Below are 21,617 nucleotides of genomic sequence, written 5' to 3'. Positions count from 1 at the left end.
CAGTCTGGTCTATTTGACTTTTTTAAGGCTGTCAGTTGTAGGGCTGACAGCTTTTTTTTTAAATGGTTAACCCTTAACTGTTAACATCCCGATATGAAACCATACCAGCCTTAGAAGTGCGGAGAGACATGAGGTTCAATTGTTCAGGGTTCATTGTTCAAGGTTCCACTCCGAAATCCGCCTTCCGAAATCCCACTTTGTTCAGGGTTCAATGTTCAGGGTTCAAGGTAGGCTCATGAAAGTTACTAAGCTATTTTTATAGGTTAACAGTTAACTTTTAACTTTTAACCCTTAACTCTTAACCTAGTCCTTAGTCTCTGGGGAAGTGCACCTAAAAAATCCAATAATTTAAAAAATCGGTCTCACGAACCTTAAAATCCCCTACGCTCAGAAAGCCATGTGTTTTTATTTACAAAAAGTGACAAAATATTAATTATTAACAATTTAAACCAATTGTTCACCATCAATTTATCTTATTTTAATGATGAAGTTTTCTAGTTGGCTTAGCCGGAATACAAGTCTAAGCGCATGATTAATAATAATTACTATACATAATAATAATTTAACATGGAGAGAAAATTTAAAATCTGCATAGGCGCAATAGGGCTAATTTTTGTCATTTTCAGTATGCAGTTACAGGCACAGACAAAAAGTGGCTTCGGTATCAAAGGAGGTTTAAATTACAATTACAACGAAAACTTCTTTAAGGATGCACAGCTGATCATGGAAGACCCATTCTCTAGTTTGGGTTACAATGTCGGTTTTTTTGGTAAAATTAAGCTTCCTTTGGTTTACTTAAGGCCGGAATTGGTTTACAGTAATTTGAGTACAGTAGTTCAGAACCAAACCTTTACCACCCAAAGACTTGATGTTCCAATTTTGATAGGGGTAGATCTATTAGGTTCATTTATATCTGTTTTTGCAGGTCCAACTCTGCATTACCGTATTTCGGATGATTTAAAGGACTTCAAAGTAGATGCTTTGTCAACAGATTTCACTACAGGCTACCAAATAGGTGTAGGTCTCAATCTGGGTCCTGTTGGAATAGACCTACGCTACGAAAAAGAGCTTACTGCCCAAATTTGGGGCCTCAATCAAGCATTGAACCAAAATACAGAATTCCGATTCCAACAACTCATTTTAGGCCTATCCTTTAAATTTTAACTGTTAAGATCCTTACTTGAAAGCTTCCTCATTTATTGGATGAGAAGAGAAAATTGTTCAGGGTTCAATGTTCAAATGTTTAAGGTAAGCTCATGAAGGTTACCAAGCTTTTTTTGAAGGGCGGAGAGGCGAAGGAGCAAAGAGGCGGAGAAGCGGAGGTTCATTGTTCAATATTCTGTGTTCCATTCCGAAATCCGCCTTCCGAAATCCTACTTTGTTCAGGGTTCATTGTTCAGAGTTCAAGGTAGCGTAGTTAAAGGTTACCAAGCTTTTTTTTGGTTAAGGGTTAAGGGTTAACTGTTAACTGTTAACATCCCGATATGAAACCATACCAGCATTCGGAGGGCGGAGAGACATGAGGTTCAATTGTTCAGGGTTCATTGTTCAAGGTTCCGTTCCGAAATCCGCCTTCCGCAATCCCACTTTTAATTCCTCACTCCTCCCTGTTCACCCCCTCCATGACCGCCATGCTACTGACTTCAGATTGATACAAACGAATAATTTCCAAAATATTTTCAGCACTTAAATAACCCTCCAAAATCAAAGATTTAACCTCAGGCTTATCTCCAAAGAAGTGCAGTAAGTTATTTTTAAAGAAAATATCCTGATTATTACTTACATGCAACCAAGTAGCCATTTTTGCACCTTCCTCCAAGCCAAAGTAATACCACTTTTCATGAAGCTTGTTTTTACCTGTTTTGTACAACTTGACATGCCTGTAGATTTTTTTACCGTTCAGGTCTGCAAAATACATCAACCATTGTCCTCCATAAAAACTTACAGGAACATATTGGTAGCGAATGATTTCATCTTCATAAAATATGAAAACATCCTCTACCGCTTCTGCCGGTATCTTGATAAAACCTCCTGAATCCGCAGTCTTAACTTTTAAATGCTTAAGTTTTAATTTTACAATGCCTTCATGAAGGATGCCTTCCTTAGTAGTGACCAGTCCATTGACCTTTTGCCCATAGGTGAAAGTACCTGAAAGAAAATAAACCATTAGCAGAATAAACAAAAAAAGATCCTGCAAGGATTGGCATCAAAAGAAAATGACTTAGTACGATGATACGTTACGAGATCCAGAAGAATTACACAATCACGCATTATTAGACTTATTGACAAAGTCTAAATTTGCGCATCATTCAAGCCTGAGGCGAACAATTGTACCGGAAGGTAAATGAACTGTAGGAAAACAAAGGGGCCACCTATGCTGCAAAAAACAATCAAAAATTAGAAAAAAAACTGTAAAGGTTTTCTCCGGAATTGGTAAGGCCAAGTTTTTTCCTTAACCTGATCCTCCCCATTTCTACCGCCCGGTTATTTTGAGCCGTGATTTGTGCGATCTCTTTTGTAGCAAGCTGAAGTTTCATAAAAGCACATAACCTTCTATCGTTGGGGGTCAAATCCGGATACGTTCGATTGAGCTTTTCAATAAACCCGGGATATGCCCGTGCAAAATTAAATTCAAACTCACGCAAAAAAGTATTCCTTCGTGCATCATTCACTTCAAGCAGCATCTTCTTTAAATATCCCTGTAAATTTTCATCATCCATAACTCCGGCCTTGTCCGACAAAGGTGAAATAATATCTACAGTTTGATCTTTGCTTACTGTTTTGGAATTAGCCAAATGATCATCACTTATCTCTTCTCCTTTATCTTTATCAGATTCCCTCATAGATAGGTGGGGGACGATAAGTTTTTCTAGCCCTTTCTGCTGTTGGTTATTCCCAATAACTTTAACAATCAATAAGACTATTACGAGAAGGAATATGATGGACATTGCAAGCAGAAAACTTTGTTTTTTCTCATAAAAAAACCTGAGCTCCGACTTTTCCTGCTCAAAAACACCGGCAAGTTCTTCTATAAGCATCTTATCAGATGCTTGATTGATCCGCAAGCTATCAAAATAGCTCCTACTAAGGTTTGAATAAAAAAAGGCAGAGTCTGCCATTTTCAAATTTCCATACACTATGGAAAGACCTTCTGATAAGTGTCTTAGATGCGAATAAGCATGGGCAGATTTGGCCATTTCAAATCCAAGCTTAAAGTTTTCTATTGCCTCCGGATATCGGTTCAGGTCCATATATAATTTCCCCAAAGCATTGTAAAGCATGGATTTCATAACGGTATCAGGGCCTTCACCCAATACAGCAATTCCTTTTTCATAAAACGCCAGCGCTTCTAAGAACAAGCCTTGGCTACTCAGGTTATCGCCCATATTGCTCAATATACGGGCATGATCAACAACATATTTTCTATCGGTTTTGGCCAGGGAGATTCCCGAGATAAATGCTTCATTCGCTTTGTTATACGCTCCATATTTGGAATTAATCACTCCAAAATTGTTGTATAATTTAATTTCAAGATGTCTGACTTGTGGATTATCACTACCCGAAAAAGCATTTAAGATGGTCCTGGCCCGCTGGTAATAACTTTCTGCTTCCAAAAAATTTTCATTAACCAATTTATGGTTACCCAAAAGGATATAGGCTTGCGCCTTCCATACCGGTTCTTTGGCGCGGTTGGATAAATCAAGCAATTCATAAGATAAATTGATGGATTGAACATAAAACCCTTTATAAAAATAGGTGGTGGCAAACTTTAATGTTGAAAACATTTTGAGCTCAATATTTTCTAAACCCTGACTCAGCGAATATGCCTTTTCTGCATACTTCAATGCCTGGATGAAGTCTATGTATAATGAGTTATCCACGCTATCCAAAAGAGCCCTGATCAACATTTCCTCAGATGCCTGCTTTTCCAGTGGCTCAAAGGACCTATAAATTTCAGCCATATATGACTGATTAGCAAATGCTTGCAAGTAAAAAAGAAAAAAAACAGCTAGTAAAACTTTTTTATAATAAATCACGAGTACCTATCAGGAATGCGCACGAAAATATTAATAATTAAACCGAAGTAAAACCATAAAATCAAACTAATCATTGATTAGCTTACACTTACTAGGTTTATTTGATTTTAAAATAAAAATAATGATGGTTGGATACAAAAAAACCAAAGATTGTTAATGAACTGAAGGTCTTGTAAAAATACAATCTGAGTATCCTTAATCTTACACGTAGTAGAATTATATTTGGTTGAAGAGCCCCTCGGCAAGCTCGGGGAACGGAATTTAGGTTTGGAAAATCGGGGGAGGGAAGAAATGCGGCTTTGCCGCATTTCTTCCCTCCCCCCCATATTTATTTAAGTCCCGGTGGCCGAGCTTGCCGAGGCCCTCCAATTGATACGTGTAACATTCCGAATAGACAGAAAATACAAAATCAAAATTTTGGAAACGCTTGGTTCATTTCGATATAGTAATTTTCTTCCATTTCTTCAAAGCTTTCAAAGCCAAACTGCTTTGCAAAAGTTTCTTTGTCGGCAATAGGCTGCTGAAGGGGAATAGCATTAAAAAGCGCCTCAACCCTCAATTGACGGATTAACCCTACAAAACTTTTACGATAAATAGAGAAAATCAAACCTTCCAATTGTTCTACTTTTACCCCCAGCTCAGCACTTAATGAGGCTAAATCAAAATCAGGATCTAAATATTTTTTTTCTAAAAACAGTAATCTGTGAATATGCGCAATCCTTCTTTGATTAAAATCCAAATAATCCATAACAATAGGTGAAACCATTTTCAATAACCAACACAAAAATACATCGCTATTTCTTTAAATTTGCATTTTTTCATGTCACAAAAATGTCACAAAATAAAAAAATTGCATTTCAAATAACATATTATCCTTTTCAGTCAATATATGTCATAAAAAAGATATAAATAAAATTCTATTTTTTGGATATAAAATACACGAATTGTCCCTATCGAAAATATTATTTCACTTTAAAGATGTTTACACACAAAAAGTATTTTTTCTAAAAAAAATTCCAATCATTTACAATTAGCTGCAAAAATGCCGCTATCAAGCAAAATTGAAGAACGATTTATTTAAATTTAAGAATTGAGAGTCTTTCATGTAGAAAAATGTCCATTCTTTTTAAAATAGCTCAATGAATCAGTAGAATATTAATTTACTAACATAATGCAAATGTTACATGGAATAATTGTTGAAGATGATAAATTGATCCGTTTGATGCTTAAAAAGGTATTGGAGAGTAAGGGTTTTGAAATACAGGAAGCCTGCAATGGGTTGGAAGGTTTTGAGCTGTTCGAAAAAACAGAGAAAAAGATTGATTTTATTTTGACAGATTTTATGATGCCATACTTAAATGGAATTGAAATGGCTGAACGCATCAGGGCAACTGAAAAAGGAAAATCTATCACACTCATAGGCATGACAGCAGCTGAAGAAGGAATGTTTGATAAGGAGCAGGTCTATTTTAACAAACTATTAAGAAAGCCTTTCAAAATCTCTGATATACATCAACTTATAATTGATGTAATGAAAGGAGACCAAACAAGCAATCAGGCAAATTCAATTTGAACCTGAAAGTCTCCGTTTTTTAAGGTTTCTGCTTTAAATTGCCAGTGGTGCTTTTCGCAATACTTTGAGGCTATAAATAAACCTAAGCCCAAACCTTGCTGTTCCTGTTGCGTCCGATCGTACTGACAAAAAGGGCTGATGGATAAGGCCATGTCTGGAGGAAGGTAATTTTGGGTATTTGTTACCGTTATTTTTCTTCCCTCATTAAATGAAATGCTTACCTTGGCATCATCAGTGGCTTTAAACTTGATGGCATTCTGTAACAATTCAGTCAATATAAAGGTCAACTGTTTTGGGTCAAAAGATACTGAAAAATCATTTCCTTCATTGACTATTTCAACCGTATCTAAACCAAGCCCGGCAACAATTTCCTTCACAAAGAAATACAAAGAGGGGAAGTACTGCAAGTTGATTTCGTTGTCAGCAATCTTTTGGTATATATATAATTTAGATAGGGTCCCATCCAAGCGATTGGAGGCATCAAGGGCCTTTTCAACCAAAAGTTGTATTTCGTTTTTATCTAGTGCATCTAAGTTTTCTGATAAAAAATCCAAGATGCCCATCAATCCGAACAGTGGCGTTCTAAGTTCATGGTACTTCACCTTTCGTTCGCTTGTAATGGCCTTGTTAATGGCCTCCTTTATCAGCGCCTCCCTTTGTTGTTTCTTGTCTAATGCGGCATGTATCGCATTTAAGAGACTATTGAATGCAATGGGCTTGATAAGGTAATCTTCCGCCCCCTTTTCCATACCCAGCCTTTGGTCCTTTAGAGAAGATTTAGCTGAGAGAAAGATAAAGGGAAGGTTAGAAAAACTAGGATTGCCTCTAACAATTTCCAACAATTGATAGCCATCCAATAAAGGCATCATGATATCAGAAATCACCAGGTCAATGCTCTGCTTATTGATAAGTTCCAGCCCTTCGATCCCATTTATTGCCTGAAAGACCTGAAAACCTTCAATTTCGAGCATTTCAGAAATATTCTGTCTCAGGTCCTGCTCGTCTTCAATTAATAAGATTTTAATAGGCATAAGGCAATTCCACTTTAAACGCTGTCCCTTTTCCAAAAGTACTCTCAAATGAAATTTCTCCCCCAAGATTAGCGAGAAACTCCTTTACAATATTCAATCCTAATCCGGTACCTTTGATATTGGCAACATTTTTTGCCCGGAAAAAAGATTCAAATATATATTTCTGTTCCTCATCAGGTATCCCTATTCCATAATCCCTGATGGTAACGCAGTAGCTTGATGGTCCATAGGTAAGTTTTAGTACAGGCTTCAAGTCAGAAACACCGGAATATTTCAAAGAGTTCTCCAAAATATTTCTGAAAATATGTGTCAGCCATGTAGGTTCAGTCACAACCTCTTTGTCCTCTAAAGGTAATTCCAATTGAATTAGACCCTCTCCATTATGATCCATGAAATTATTAAAAACCAGAGATTCAAAAAACTTGCAAAGAGCTATTTTTTCCTTTTGTACAGCCTTTTTTCCATGTGAGCTCTTGTCTAAAACCAACACATCCGATATGATACCGGAAAGCCGGTAAATTTGGCCATTGATTCTGGAAAGATGCAGCTGCAACTTTTCCTTAAGCTCTAAATCATTGACCTTATTGCTAAAAATAGTCAAGAGTTCTGTGCTACTTAATATGGTGGAAAGTGGCGTCCTGAATTCATGCGAAATCATGGAAATAAATCTTGACTTCAACTGACTCAATTCCTTTTCCCTACTTAGAGATTCCTGCAATTCCTGTAAGATTTCCTCTCGCTCGGTAACATCTCTTGATACCGCTATAGTTCCCGTGGGAATACCCTTATCATCATATAAAATTTCACTTAAAATTTCCAATCTAACAAGTTTTTGGCCATTTTTATGCATATGGTCAAGCACTAACCTTTTCCCCGTTTCAGGTAAACTTGCCGGAACCACAGTTGAACTAAACACTTCACTTGGCTTTTTCCCTATCACTTCTTCAGGTTTATATCCCAAAACATCAAAAATGGAGGGTGAGACATAGCGGAAGGTAAGGTCCAAATCATGCACTGCTATGATATCCTTAGAATTTTGGGCAATAAGATCATAAAGCTGCTGTATTTCTTTATTTTTCTGCTCTGTTTTTATTCGCTCCCTAAAATATTGGGTAGATTTGATAAAGTTGGCATAACCTGAAATAATCGGAGTTAAAAAATCCACATCTTCTTCCACGTAAGGCTTTACTTTGTTGGCCAAGCCCATCATACCAATCAATTCATTGTTTTTTTTGACGGGAATACCTAAAAATCTTTTCAATGGAGGATGACCGGCAGGCGTACCCTTGGCCCTTTTGTCATTACCCACGTCATTTGCAATCAATACTTCTTCCGTTTTTACAACCTCTCCAAACAAGGTATCCAAATTGCGGAACTCCATTCCTGAATAATAATGATCTTGGTAAAAAGCTTCAGTTTCTTTTGACCAAGAGATATTTGAAATCGCATGGGTCTTTAGGTAGGGCTGACCTTGTTCATCATATAATATCTCGGCAATAAATCCAAATTTACTATCTGTAATTCTCAAAAGAGACTTTAAAAGATTTTCCAATGGCAATGCCATATCATCAGATTCAAAATAACCTAGCTGTATTTCATTTATAAGTTGAAAAAACTCAGTCAACTTCTGGATTTTTTGTTTTGATCCTACTTTTTCATGGATATCCATTAAAAAGCCCTTAAAACCTCTAAAATCTCCATGATTTGAAAAATCAGCTTTAAATCTAATCAAAAACCACCTGTACTTACCATTGGCCAATCGCATCCTTAACTCTTTTTGTACAGAGGTATAGCCTTCCATTTTTGTACGGGTAAAGGCGGACTCCAAATTGGAAAAGTCTTGAGGTTCTATAAAACTTAAAAGGCTTTTCCCCATACAGTTGCCAATTTTGTATCCGGTATAGTTTTCCCAAGCCTGATTCAAAAAAACAAACTCTCCTTTGGCATTCAGCTTAAATAAAATGTTATCCAAGGATTGTATGAATTCCCAGAATTTCATACGCTTACGCTTCAAAAGTTTCCTTTGCTTGCGGATCATGATTTCTGAACCAAAATTACCCGCAAAGGCATGAAGTGCCGCAACTTGCTCTTCTTTAAACTTTTCTATTCTGGTACAATTATCGAAACCTATGTATCCCCAAAACTTTTCTCCGGTAAAAATCGGCACAAATAAGTACGAAATAATTCCCTGTTCATGCATAGTCTCATAAAAAAACTGATTGGTTGAATTCTTCACATAATCATTGATGGGAACATTGGATTCAAGCTTTTCCAAAAGTTCAGGAAACAAGCTCCAGGATAGATTTTGTAAAGGTTCAAATTCCAATTGCGCCGAAATACCTTCTTTGGTCCATTCGAAAACCTGGGACATACCCAATGATTCATCGGGCAACATATGATTTTTAAAGATATACACCCTATCCACATCGGAAGCCCTTCCCAATATCCCCAATACCTCTTGAATGGACTTCTTCAGTAAGTTTTTAGTGTATAATAATTTATAGGACTCCCCTAAACCTAAAAGAATTTTACTACTTAACATTATTTTAATTTAACCTTTTTAATTCGTTTTCAACACCACTCCATTTACATTTTATTACAGTTAATTGGTAAAACCGCTTAAAGTTCAAAAATTTAAAGTAATTAAAGTGAATATTTTGATTTCTCTTGTTTTTAACAAGGTTAAAACCTATGAAACTGAGAGGAGATTAATCCATCCGAACCTCCATAATTACAAAAATGTGAAAGAAATTCTTATTGTCGAGGACGAAAAAGAGTTGGCAGAAAATTTACAAGAATTACTGCAAACGCTTGATTTCAATGTTTTGGATATTTTTTCCAATGCGAAAGATACACTGGAATACCTAAAAAAGAGAAGGCCGGATTTAATTATCATGGACGTACTACTGGAAGGTACGCTTGATGGCGTACAATTGACACAGGTCATCAAAGAGAAATATGATATCCCTGTATTATTCTTAACAGCTTATTCAGACAATCCCATTTTGGAAAAAATCAGTAACGTAACTTATGATGGGTTTTTATTAAAACCTTTTGATTTTCAAAGACTTAAGTCTGCTGTTTTTTTAGCAATAAACAGAATTCAGTTTAAAGAAAAAACCGATCGACGCCAAAAATATTTGAAAATCAGGGATAAAGGTTTTTTAAGCCCTGTTTCGGAAGACAAAATACTCTATCTTCAAGCTGATGGCATGTACACCAAAGTGGTCACTAAAGACAAAACATACATGATAAGGGACATTCTTAAGGATGTAAGTGGTAAACTTTCTGATAAAAAATTTATCCGCATACATAAATCCTATATTGTTAACGTTAGTCATATTGCTTCTTTTAATTCCAAAGAGGCAATTGTCAATCAAACTTCCCTACCTGTCAGGAGAGGATTCTACAAAAAGCTTAGAGAATTGATAATTTCAAGACTTTCATAGACTTATAATAATACTAAGCTGGATTTAGGTACGGTAGCTATAATGCTACAATTCAATGAATTCTAGATAGATTAGAAAAAAAGCAATATCAAGGAATTTTAAAGTACAATAAAATTCCATCGTTTTTGGGTTACTACCACGCCAACTGATACAATATCCATCATGGAATCATTCGAAAGACTTAGTCTATTTGTCAATACCTGTAAGATGCTTTCATGTTCTAGTTTAACAGCTATCGACTCTTTAAACAATTTGTCCAAATGCGAGAAGAACGTATCCAATTCCGATGAAGCGAGAACCAAATCAGAACAAATATGTAAATAACATGTCTCTTGCTTATCCTTGTTCACCAAAACCTGAAGCTTCTTCAAAAGATACAGGATATATTCCTTCATTTGACTGGATGGGTCTTTCAAAAACTTGGTTTTGCTTTTAGAAACAGTTCCAATATTATTTTTTTCACCCATTAATTCCATTGCCAGCCAATCATCAAATCCTTTTGCCTTGAGGTATTCTTGATTTTCGCTGCTACGGTTGAGGTCAAAGGAAATGGCCTCTAGCCCATTTTTTCCCAAATCTACCAATAGGAAACGTTCATTTCCATAAATCCTGCATAAGTGGAGAGATTGAAGGTAAATTCCAGGATAAAGCGTAACGGATTCAACGCCAATAAACTTTTCGATATATTGATCCTCTACTTTGGAACGGATTAACCTTTGTCGCTTCAGATGCATAAAGGAAAAGTTCTTCTCGTAATAGTCTTTTAAACTTAAGCCAAAGGACAACCGGTAATTATTAAAAGGTAAAGATAGGCCCAATAAACCAGCCAGAAGCAAATAATGGGGTTTGTTAGGTACTTCATTAGATTCACTATCCTCCAAACCTCCAACCCCTATCACAAAATCCGGCCCTAAAATTTCGACCGGAGTATAAATATCGGATAATTGGTAGGAGGGTCTGGACTTAAGCAACACCGTAGAGTTTAAATCAAAGCGTTTTGAAATAGAAAGCGAAACCATTAATAATCATTTAGCCGGTAAGTTAAAGCCTTTGTTCTGTTTCTACTTTTTTTGGCCTAAAATTGTTAATGAAATGTTTTGGATTTTTCCTTAAGGCTCAAACTCCAAAATCCAAATATCAGGGCTTTTAAAATTTAACCTGTTTTGATCCAAACGCGCTGAAGCCTGCCAATAATAATCGAACTTTTCAACAGCCAATCTGTATAAATCACTTTCCCCATAAGGAGGGATGATATATATACTTATCCCTTGGTCCATATACATCTGTGAAGCTAATAATGCCCGCTGATACGAACTGAAACTGGAAATAATATGAAAAAATTTCCCCCTTTCCCCTTCATTGACCTGAATAATCTCAGGGAAAGAGGATACTTCCCCATCAACAAAAATTGTTAAATTATCTCTTTCAGAACTTTTTATGTAGGCCCCTCCTCCAATTTTTTCTTGCTCAGTATTACCTTCTAGAGCAGGATTATCCTGTTCGTAAAAATAATCATCGATTAAAACAATTTCAGTTCTCCTATTCCTGGCATACTCTTCATCAGAACAATCATTTCCGCAGTCAATGATTGGAAAATTCCCGCCTTTTCCTTCATATGATATTCTAGAAGTGGCTATACCGAGATTAACTAAAATATCATGAGCGGCTTTAGCCCTTCTTTGCGAAAGCCTAAGGTTGAAGGCTTCCGAACCTCTTGCATCGGTATGGGCGGTAAGTTTGACCCTAAGTCTAGGATAATCTAACAATATTTTGGCTAATTTTTCCAACTCTCTCATAGATTGAGCTGTAATTTCATCCTTACCAAATTCGTAGAGAATATCGTTAATTGAAAAAGCTTTATTAAACATCATTCTTTTTAGACTAAAGGACAGCGTATCGCTCTCCCCTAATTTATAATTGGAAAAAGATTCGAAAACATACCCAGATCTACTTAAATTGACACCTAATGCATCAATCCCTTTAGGTAGGGTTGTAATGACCCTACCACCTTTATCGGAAATATATGTGCTCATTACATCGGTCAAAGGATTCACCAATTCCAAAACAACATTATTCAGCGGTTCCCTTGTTTGTTCATCTACAAACTCAAAAACTATAGGTCGGTATTGCTCTTTTTTTCTAAGAAAATATAAGTCATCTTTTCCTTTTCCTCCATCTCTATCCGATGAAAGGACCTGAAGATCATCTTCCCACTTATCAATCATAAAGAAAAAATCATCCTTATTAGAATTAAAAGGAACACCTAAATTTTCAGGGACGCCTTGAAAATTATCATTGGCTATACTCACTTTGTAAATATCCAGACCTCCGAGTCCGCCTCTCCCTTCAGAAGAAAAATACAAGGTATCCTGATAAACAAATGGACTTCTCTCATTTCCAAAAGTATTGATGTGTTCTCCCAAATTAATGGGCCTGGACCATACACCATTGCTATGCAAAATACTGTAATAAATATCCAACTTTCCAAAGCCTCCGGGTTGGTCAGAAACAAAATACAAACGCCTCTTCTCTTCATCCCAGAAAGGATCCAAATATGTAACGTTTAAGGCATCGTTGAATTCTAATAGGTAAAAATTTGAATCAGATCCCTGATTTTTCTTGTAATAAATTTTAGGAACAATACTCATCATATTTTCCCCAAGCCTTCTCTGTCTCCTATTTGAATTTAGGGATTGAACAATAAAAGTAAAAGATTCACTTACATGTAAAGGACCTTGATGAAGTTGGTTTTTAAATTCATTCCATCCTTTAAAAGAAAACTTTTCAGTCACATTATCGGTAAATCCGGAAAAAATATTCAAGAAAGCGTTTCCTGTTACTTGATCTCGATCTTGGATTATCAAATCCTCTCCCTCAAACCTATCTGAAATAAAGAACTTCTGATTCTCAAAAGAGGTATAGCCAAATTCAGAAAACTGGGTATTGATATCATCTAAAGGTATCAACTCGTAATCCGTTGGGCCATTTAAGATGGATTTAGCGGTCATCGCAGATTGCCGAAAAGAGCTCCACTTTGGACTTTTGGCCTCGATTCGATCCAATCTTTCAATGGCTTCCAAATGATAATTGGCCTCCTCAAATCTTGAAAGCCCTATCAAAACCTTAGCATAGTCATAATGATCCTCTATTGAGAGTTTCTGCAAGCTGGAATACACGTAAAACCAATTATCTGCCAGTACAAAATCCCTCTTTTTCAAATGAATGCCTGCAATCCTCCTTGCAATAAGGGGAACTTTTTGTTTTTCCCACGCAGCCAAATAATAATCCAATGCATCTTCAAATTGCAAAAGGTCTTCGTGGGATTTGGCCAATTTCATTTTGGATTCAAATGAAATACAGCTTGAAGCCATGAAGAAAATGATATATAGAAAGTTAAAATTACGCATAGCCATCATTAAAAAAACCTAGGTGATAAAATCTTTTTTTTGGTTGACCCAAACCGGAAGCTTACATTTAGTTCATGTGTATCGAAATTACCTATTAGCTGCCTTAAGCCATAATCATAGGAATAAGCAAGCCGTAGATTTTCCTTTATAAATAATTCTAAATAGCCAATAACCGCGACTTGATTGCTTATAGGAGAAACTATAGACCTTCCTGCATAATCTAATCTTGTCCTGTAACCAACTCCAAAACCGATGCGCTGATTATAAAGCCATGAGGAAGACAATTCCAAACTTGCAGGGCTTTTAAAATCATCCCTAAACAAAAAAGATGGTCTGATCAGATGATTTTCTGCCAGTTCAAAAGCCATCCCTGCTGAAAAATTCAAATGAACCCCAGGTGTAAATACTACATCACCTTCATCAAACCTAATTATCCCCGCCAGTGCGTTGTCAAAGGAAAATCCCATAAAACCCCAATTGGAATAATAAAACATCCCTATTTTTAGGTCCGGATAGCTCATTCTATTTTTACCAACACCCAAGATAGGATCATCAGAAAAACCGGGATCCAGGACACTTTCATCCAATCTCCATTGAGAAAATCCTAAGGAAGCACCAAAACTCAGAAATTTCTCATTTGATAATTGTAAATGGTAGGCCAGGTTTCCATAAAGTGAAAAGGTCCTGTGTGGCCCAACCTGATCATTCCTAACAATAAGGCCGTAGCCCAGACCATAGCGCTCATGAAATGAATCCAAAGCGAAGCCTAAAGACCTTGGAGCACCTTCCAGTCCTGCCCATTGATAGCGATTAAAGGTCTGTAGGTATAATTCCCCTTTATAACCCGTATAAGCCGGATTGATAAAGACCGGATTAAAGACAAACTGACTGAAATTAACTAATTGCTGCCCAATAGCCTGAAAGCAAAGGGCCAAGAGGAAAATAAATAATATTGACCTTTTAAACATAACCATCACCTTAATACTGTCACAAACCCTTGATGCTGAGTAACCCTGTTGTTTATATCCTTCAAAACCAGTCGGTAGAAATACGTACCCTCATTCAAGCCAGGAGCATTCCAGTCATTTTTGTAATTCGTGGCCCGAAATACTTCTACACCCGAAGTATTAACAACAATGACCGAATTTTCAACAAACAAGTCCAAACCTTCAATTACCCAGAAATCATTGATCCTGTCTGAATTGGGTGAGATCATGTTTGGAATGTGAAAACGTAAAATATCCATCTCCACAGCAGATCTTGTCGCATAACCTTCCTCCAGGCGCTCATTAAGTGTCATTTCAGCCTCATTCCTGATCCCCTTATTCACGGCTATTGCCCGCACACGAATCCTGAGCAAAGCATCCTGACCCGCCTCTAATACATCCAATTCCCATTTAACCAAGCGATTGCTGGGGTCATACTCCCATCTTCCAAGGCTGGAACTGACACTTAAAAACTCAAGTTCTGAAGGGAGTGCATCCAAGACGGTGATTCCGGTAGCAGTACCATTGCCTTGATTTTCCAGCAAAATTTGATATTCAATTACAGCACCTTGCTCTACTATGGGTTCTGAAACGGTCTTATTCAACAACAAAGCAGCTGTTTTTTGCAAAAGCGCCATTGATGCAATTTCCTGCAAGGGAACATTGTCCCCCTCTACCTCCATTCGGTTGACCAAGCCCTCCGGGGATGCTGCCAATAGAAAACTCACACGGATCAACAGCTCCTCACCCGCTTCAAGCCCCTCATCACCAAACACCAAAAGCCCCTCCTCTTCCCTTAAAGGACTCGGATCGGAAACCAAAAAATCAAGACCCGAAGGAAAAATGTCCCTGATCTCAATATTCCGGGCCGCAACATCTCCCACATTCTTCAAACGGAGGGTGTAATTAACAAGATCACCCTTATTATAACGGTCAAACTCCGCAAACTTCTCCAACTCAAGCTGGGCAGCTGCTGGGGCCTCTACCAATAAGACCACCGTATTGCTCGCTCCGCTACCACCCGAATAACTGTAGAAAGCCGTATTCCCAAGCATTTCACCTATCAGCGAAGTGTCCCATTCAACCAAAACACGGTACTGCCAGCGCAACTCCTCCCCTGGTGATAGGGAGAGAATGCTCCATTCCAAAACCCCTCCGCTACTACCCTCCAATTCAATATCAGCATCCAGAAATACCATAGATGCCGGAAGACTGTCAAAGACCAGTAATTCCTCCAGTATAACATTCCCCGTATTACGCAGCAATAGCTCATATACCACCGTATCACCTATCGAAATACCATCCACTAGCACCTGCTTTTCCAGGGACAACTCGGACACCGGAACCTCCACCTGGGAATGACTGGCTTCCGCAACTACAGAACGTCCTGAGGGCTGCTCCCTGTAAGACAGGTCCGCACGGTTGACTACAGACTCACCCAACAAAAGGGCTTCCACAGAAACCAACAGCTCTTCCGTTGACCCTCCGGCCAGTGTATCCAGCTCCCATACCAAAGTACGTGATACTGCATCAAAGCCTACACTACCCCTGCCCGAATCCCCACCTACAAAAACCACTTCCTCAGGAAGGACATCCACTACCCTCAGACCCGTGGCATGCTCATCCTCCGGATTCTCCACAGTAATCCTGTACTCAAATCTATCACCCTGAAAAACCATATTTTCAGAAACCTCCTTGTCCAGCACAAGGAGAACTTCCTTCCTGGAAAGCGCCATTGATGCAATTTCCTGCAAGGGAACATTGTCCCCCTCTACCTCCATTCGGTTGACCAAGCCCTCCGGAGATGCTGCCAATAGAAAACTCACACGGATCAACAGCTCCTCACCCGCTTCAAGCCGCTCAACACCAAACACCAAAAGCCCCTCCTCTTCCCTTAAAGGACTCGGATCGGAAACCAAAAAATCAAGCCCCGAAGGAAAAATGTCCCTAATGGAAAGATTCAGGGCCGGAAAATCTCCCATATTTTTCACACGAAGAACATAATTCACTATATCTCCTTCGTTGTAGCGGTCAAACTCCGAAACCTTATCGAATGCCAATTCAGTTTCAGGCATAGGAATCAGGAGCACTGGATTGGATTGAGCACTGACCGAATTTCTCAAGGTCGTAGCTGATTTAAGTAAAGCCTCATTCTCAATCAGGCCCGGAATGGCATCTTCCTTACTTTCAAAGATTAAATCAAAATCGACCTTTTCGCCAACTAACAGCGTATCTATTTCCCAGCGAAGCAGGTTACCTTCCAGAAATTCAAAATTCAACCTTGAATCAAATTGATTATCGGAAGAAAAAATCAGCCTTTCATCAAAAAAATCTGTAATTTCTACACCTAACGCATCACTTGGACCTTGATTGGTTACTGAAAAACGATAAATGAGCTGCCCTCCGACTATTAACGTATCAATGAGAGCCGATTTTTCAAGATCAATGACGGCTTCAGCCACAATCACCACCGGGATCAAATCCGTTTCAGTTGATAGCAAAGTTTCCTTTCCATCAAACTCAACAACATAAGCAATATTTTCAAGTTGGCTTCCATTTGGAATTGCAGGGGATATTTGTAATGTCAACCCAATAGAAAAAGATTCAGCATTAGCCAACTCCTCTATTTTCCAGCTAATCTTGTTGCCAATAACCGCTGCCGGTTCAGGAACTGCACTGACCAAGGAAGTCCCGGGTGGAAGGCTGTCTACCAATACAATTTCCGTAGCCGTATTGATTCCTTCATTGCGCAAAGTAATTTCATAAGAAAGCTCTTCTCCTGCAACAGCTTCCAACTTTTCAGGCTGTTTGGTCAAATGGAGTCGGGGAGAACAATCCAAAAGCCGAACTTCTACGGATACCCGATCAACTGACTCACAACCAGATTCATTGCGTATGCCTGCATAATAAGTACGGGCATCCTCCAGAAGCAAGTCCGGACTCAGTGCTTCCGTTGCTTCTTCAGCATCGTACCAGACAAGCTGAACTTCCTGGTCAAGGGCGCTAATGTCTGCTAGCGTTGGTAAAATATCCGAACAAAACTCGAAAAGATCCTGTCCAAAGCTTGGGGCTTTAGGCCTTTCCAACACCTGCAGTTCAACACGCTGCAAAAGTCCAGGTAAAGATGCACAGCCTGTTTCCAAATTCCTTAAAGATAGAAACAACTCATATAGGCCAGAGTCAGGAGCAATAAGCCTTAGTCTTCCCTCTCCGTCAAGCTCATAACCAGGGAGATTTCCCAAGACCGGGACTGTAGCAGTTTGATCGGTAAACCATATAAACTCAACGCTATCGGGATTCAATGATAAGCCATCACCTATCAAGGTCGGAGACAAAATGATGTCTTCACCTTCACAAAACAATCCTTCCGTACTTACATCGGCCCAATTTGAATCAGGTGCCGGATGGATAAGCAGTTCTACCGGATACCTGAATCTGGAAACACATCCATCTCTAACAGGATTAACCCAGTAGGTATATAACCCTGGCTCCAAATCGCTGATATTGTCTAATTTAAATACATTTCCTGAAAGCAACTGATTCCCGTCAGTTTCTTGATCAAACCACCTGATCAAGGTACCTTCAAAGGGACTTACTTCCAAAATTGCTAGTTCATCACCTTGACATACTTCTACCGCTTGCGTCGGAATTCCCGGAGACCCGATCACCATTTCTGCTTGATGTACGTTTACAATAATTTCTTGAGCACTGCCTGCCCGGACCGTCACACTTACTCTGTCAAAATTACCCATGGATTGGATCCTAAAGACATATCTTCCACTACCATCATCTAAAATTTCTCTGATCTCATCTGCGTTATTCAAAAATATAGCTTCCCCTACACGTGCTGATCCATTCAAAAGTTGTAAAGAGACAAACCTGTAGTCTTCCCAAGCTGTAACCTCCTCCTTATTACCGAAAGAAAGTGTAAAAAAAACTACATCATTTTTTACACCATCAATATTTGTAAATAAAATATCCTGTGACAACCTACCGTTTGAACCTGAATTAAGGCCACCTTTCACTCTGATTTCTGAAAAGGTTTCCAGGTTATTATCCACTGCTCTGTCCTTTTCGATGACATCACAATTCAGATTACTACTGCAAGGGAAAATTCTTTCGGATACAATAGTTATAGCACCTAGGGTACAGTTTGGTGCAGAAGGCTGTTCAGGCAAAACTTCGACCAAAACCAGGACAGATTCACTGATACAACCATTTTCTTCCACATACACCTCTATTTGGAACGTACCCAAGGGTAAATTCTCAGGTAGGTTGAGCGTCTCGCCTCTACCAATTTCTCTTGAATTACGGTCCACCCATACTACTTCTGAATTTTCTGAATTCCCATTAATAGCCGTTAAACTATAAGGACTCAATTCCAAAGCATCCGGAGCCAAAAATGCACCTTGCTCGCTGGAAAAAGGAAAAGGAAATTCAGGTTTTGATGGAGGGGTTTTAACTTCTATCTGGACTTCTTTTGAAAAGGCTATACCATCCTTACAGATCTCTTCATGTGTCAAGGTCACATAAACAGATCTGCTTGATGTCAAATTCTCCGGGCCAAGTTCCAATACCGACCCCCTAAATAATTCAGTTTCCAAAGTCTCATCTGCATACCATACAATTTCAGCATCAGGTAAGCTTGAGGAAGAAACTTCTACCTGAACCCCTTCACCTTGACAGATAGCAAAGAAGCTTTGTGACAGATCAATATCATCCTCCTTTAGATCTCTGCAAGAACTAAAATCACTTGTTTTTGAATACAACAAATTCTTCTCTCCTGAAGGAATAGATTTATAAAAACCACCATATACCCTCTCATTAAGATGTAATGAAGTTCCAGAAAAAAGATGAACTGAAATTAACATCAATAAGGCAAAAAAAAGGTACTTACGCATAAACATTAAATGGAAAATTTAAACAAACCAAACTTGAATAATCAAAGATTTAAATCAAAAATACTTTAAAATTCACCACTCAATATTCTGATTCCCGAAAAGTATTTTCACATTTCTGGAAAATTGGTCTTTTTTTCTGAAAACCACTTTCAGTTATTAAATATCCAATGATTTAAAAATTGAATTCAACTTTAAACATCTGTAATCTTGGATCTTCTTCTACCTAATTGATTTTTAAACTTGGAAGGGCTGACCCCCGTGTTTTTCAAAAAAGCATTATAAAAAGCAGTACGACTATTAAAGCCAACTTCATACATTATCTCATTAATGGTATGGTCCGGGTTTTTTAACATCAAATTCTTGCAGGCTTTCACCCTATAATCATTGATCATCTGATTAAAATTACTTCCCCAATATTCATTAATTGCTTTCGATATGTATTTCTCATTGGAGTTTAACCTTTCTGCAAGGGATTTGACAGATAAATTTGGGTCTTTGTAGATTTCTTCTTGTTCTAATAGTCTAACAATATTTTTAAAAAGCTCATGATTAGGATTAGTCAATTCCTTAGAATTTTGTAAAACTTCGGATATTTTACTACTTCTACATATATCAAGTTCTCTATTCTTAACCTGTATTATTTGAACATGCTTTTTATTTCGGTAATGGTAAACCGTAACAACAGCAAAGACCAAAACAAAAGAGCATAAAGATATACCAAGAACCTTAATAATCTTGTCACTGAATTCTGCTTCAAGCTGGGCTTCCATTAGCTTCCTTTCATTTTCTAATAGCTCATATCTGACAAGGTATTCATCAATTTTTGATTTACTTTCCTGATTTAAAACTTCTTTTTCCAAGTCAGAAAAAGATTTAAAGTAGGCCAAAGCATTTTTATAATCGCCAGACTTTTCAAAAAGTGTAGCATAAGACTTAAGAACAAAACTTTTTTCTTTTTTGAATCCCATTTTTTCAACATAGTAAAATGCAGAATCTAAAAGACCTAATGATTGTTCATAGGCATTTTGTTCTTGGTAAATTTCTGAGAGATTCATGTAATTCAACACCAGGCCATAATCTATGAAATGCTGCTTACATAGTTTTATTGAGGCGTTGTAATAATCAAGTGCTTTGGAGAAAGCACGCTTCTTTTTATAAAGGTTTCCAATGTTCAATAAATTTTGAGCCTGATTTAAAGGCATATTTTGAATTTTAGCAAATTCAAACCCTTTTTCGTAATATTTTAATGCAAGTTCATATTCTCCAAGATTTACATATGCAATACCAATGTTGGAATATGCTTTCATTTTATTTTCAGGGTTTCCAGACCTTTCCGCGACATCTAGAGCCATTTTATAAAATTTTAATGTCGAATCGAATTCATCCAAACCATTGAACGCTATGGCTAAGCCGTTATAAGTATGATAGAGTAAATAGTCATCATCAGATTCTATGAAAATCAATTCCGCAATAAAATATTCCGAAACAGCTTCATCAAGTTCACCTAAATGACCATGTAGATCCGCTTTCATAAGGTGATATATTCCGGTTTGATAGACGTCTAAAGGGAGTGATTGTAACCTGTAAATTTGTTCTTTAGCTATGAAAGAATTCCTAAACTTCACTGCCAATTGACCAATAGATATGCGGAATTTAATTTCATTTTCAAGAGGAATAATTTCAAGGTTGCTGACTAAATTTGATTGTAATGAATCAAGGGCTCCTGCAAATGGCAATATATCCTTGCTCCTTTGAAAAAGAACGCTATGGTAAGATAAAATACCAGGAAGGTAATTTTCGGCGTGTGATTTAGTCTTCAGCTTATCAAGCAATTCCCAAAAAATTTCGTCTGCATCTCCTTCCCATGAACTTAAAATTTGAATTAAAATCCTGGGATCATTCGTTTCAATATCCTCCACTTTTGTTTGTCCGTTTCCAGGGATTACAATAACAAACGTTAACGCGAAGATGCAAAGAAAAACCCGACTGTGATATAATTTAAATTTTCTAGTAGTTGGAGCAATCATTTACGGAATTTAATAAAAAAATACCCTGAGAAGAGATTATTTAGTTAACAAAAACCCATTTAGAGGATTTTTGTAAATCAAAAGTAAAAATTGAGTTTGAGCCCTTTTTCAACAAAACAAAGTGTCAAATTTTAAAAACATAATATTTTTAAAAACTTGTGACATTTTTGTAACAGTTTTTAATTGGTTTTTTTTAAAAAAATTAT

The 21,617-nt window shown here is 37.5% G+C and carries 13 protein-coding genes; 3 read left to right on the top strand and 10 right to left on the bottom strand.

The features are described 5' to 3' along the window. Window positions 1-567: 567 nt before the first annotated feature. On the top strand, window positions 568-1,164 hold the full coding sequence (locus B879_RS00815; RefSeq protein WP_009183219.1) for an outer membrane beta-barrel protein: 597 nt from the start codon (window positions 568-570) through the stop codon (window positions 1,162-1,164). A gap of 433 nt (window positions 1,165-1,597) precedes the next feature. On the opposite strand, the gene B879_RS00810 is transcribed toward B879_RS00815, so the two are convergent. From B879_RS00810 to B879_RS00800, 3 genes are all read right to left on the bottom strand, one after another. Continuing rightward, entirely contained in the window at window positions 1,598-2,197 is a 600-nt protein-coding gene (locus B879_RS00810; RefSeq protein WP_238542055.1) for a hypothetical protein, read from the bottom strand. Between the two features lie 193 nt (window positions 2,198-2,390). Next, window positions 2,391-3,962 carry a tetratricopeptide repeat protein gene (locus B879_RS00805; protein WP_009183217.1) on the bottom strand — a complete coding sequence of 524 codons (1,572 nt, stop codon included), beginning with the start codon at window positions 3,960-3,962 and terminating at the stop codon, window positions 2,391-2,393. Between the two features lie 484 nt (window positions 3,963-4,446). Then, a complete protein-coding gene (locus tag B879_RS00800) occupies window positions 4,447-4,785 on the bottom strand; it encodes a hypothetical protein (RefSeq protein WP_157231479.1) in 339 nt (112 codons plus the stop codon). 423 nt (window positions 4,786-5,208) lie between these two features. Here B879_RS00800 and B879_RS00795 point away from each other — a divergent pair, with 423 nt between their 5' ends. Beyond that, complete coding sequence (locus B879_RS00795; RefSeq protein ID WP_009183215.1) at window positions 5,209-5,610, top strand: response regulator; 402 nt, start codon at window positions 5,209-5,211, stop codon at window positions 5,608-5,610. Here the strand turns inward: B879_RS00795 and B879_RS00790 are convergent. Together B879_RS00790 and B879_RS00785 are read right to left on the bottom strand one after the other, a co-directional pair. After that, on the bottom strand, window positions 5,592-6,641 hold the full coding sequence (locus tag B879_RS00790) for a hybrid sensor histidine kinase/response regulator (RefSeq protein ID WP_009183214.1): 1,050 nt from the start codon (window positions 6,639-6,641) through the stop codon (window positions 5,592-5,594). The two genes, B879_RS00795 and B879_RS00790, sit on opposite strands and share 19 nt — an antisense overlap. Beyond that, the gene (locus B879_RS00785; protein WP_009183213.1) at window positions 6,631-9,183 is read right to left on the bottom strand and encodes a PAS domain S-box protein; all 2,553 of its coding nucleotides are present in this window, start codon (window positions 9,181-9,183) and stop codon (window positions 6,631-6,633) included. Before B879_RS00785 ends, B879_RS00790 begins: the two co-directional genes overlap by 11 nt. A gap of 199 nt (window positions 9,184-9,382) precedes the next feature. On the opposite strand from B879_RS00785, the gene B879_RS00780 reads away from it, so the two are divergent. Then, window positions 9,383-10,090, top strand: coding sequence for a LytR/AlgR family response regulator transcription factor (locus B879_RS00780; RefSeq protein WP_157231478.1), 708 nt, complete (start codon window positions 9,383-9,385; stop codon window positions 10,088-10,090). Between the two features lie 98 nt (window positions 10,091-10,188). On the opposite strand, the gene B879_RS00775 is transcribed toward B879_RS00780, so the two are convergent. The 5 genes from B879_RS00775 to B879_RS00755 form a co-directional block, all read right to left on the bottom strand. Next, the gene (locus B879_RS00775; protein WP_157231477.1) at window positions 10,189-11,061 is read right to left on the bottom strand and encodes a hypothetical protein; all 873 of its coding nucleotides are present in this window, start codon (window positions 11,059-11,061) and stop codon (window positions 10,189-10,191) included. 138 nt (window positions 11,062-11,199) lie between these two features. Continuing rightward, a complete protein-coding gene (locus tag B879_RS00770; RefSeq protein WP_009183210.1) occupies window positions 11,200-13,497 on the bottom strand; it encodes an OmpA family protein in 2,298 nt (765 codons plus the stop codon). An 8-nt stretch (window positions 13,498-13,505) separates the two neighbouring features. Further along, window positions 13,506-14,465 (bottom strand): PorP/SprF family type IX secretion system membrane protein, encoded by a 960-nt coding sequence (locus B879_RS00765; protein ID WP_040400058.1) that lies wholly within the window; start codon window positions 14,463-14,465, stop codon window positions 13,506-13,508. 5 nt (window positions 14,466-14,470) lie between these two features. Then, complete coding sequence (locus B879_RS00760) at window positions 14,471-19,384, bottom strand: Ig-like domain-containing protein (RefSeq protein ID WP_162136881.1); 4,914 nt, start codon at window positions 19,382-19,384, stop codon at window positions 14,471-14,473. A 191-nt stretch (window positions 19,385-19,575) separates the two neighbouring features. Continuing rightward, window positions 19,576-21,411, bottom strand: coding sequence for an AraC family transcriptional regulator (locus B879_RS00755; RefSeq protein ID WP_009183207.1), 1,836 nt, complete (start codon window positions 21,409-21,411; stop codon window positions 19,576-19,578). Between the last annotated feature and the right edge of the window lie 206 nt (window positions 21,412-21,617).

The organism is Cecembia lonarensis LW9 (assembly GCF_000298295.1).
GTDB lineage: Bacteria > Bacteroidota > Bacteroidia > Cytophagales > Cyclobacteriaceae > Cecembia > Cecembia lonarensis.
Note: the sequence above shows the minus strand (reverse complement) of the source record. Positions and strands in the feature narration are given on the sequence as shown.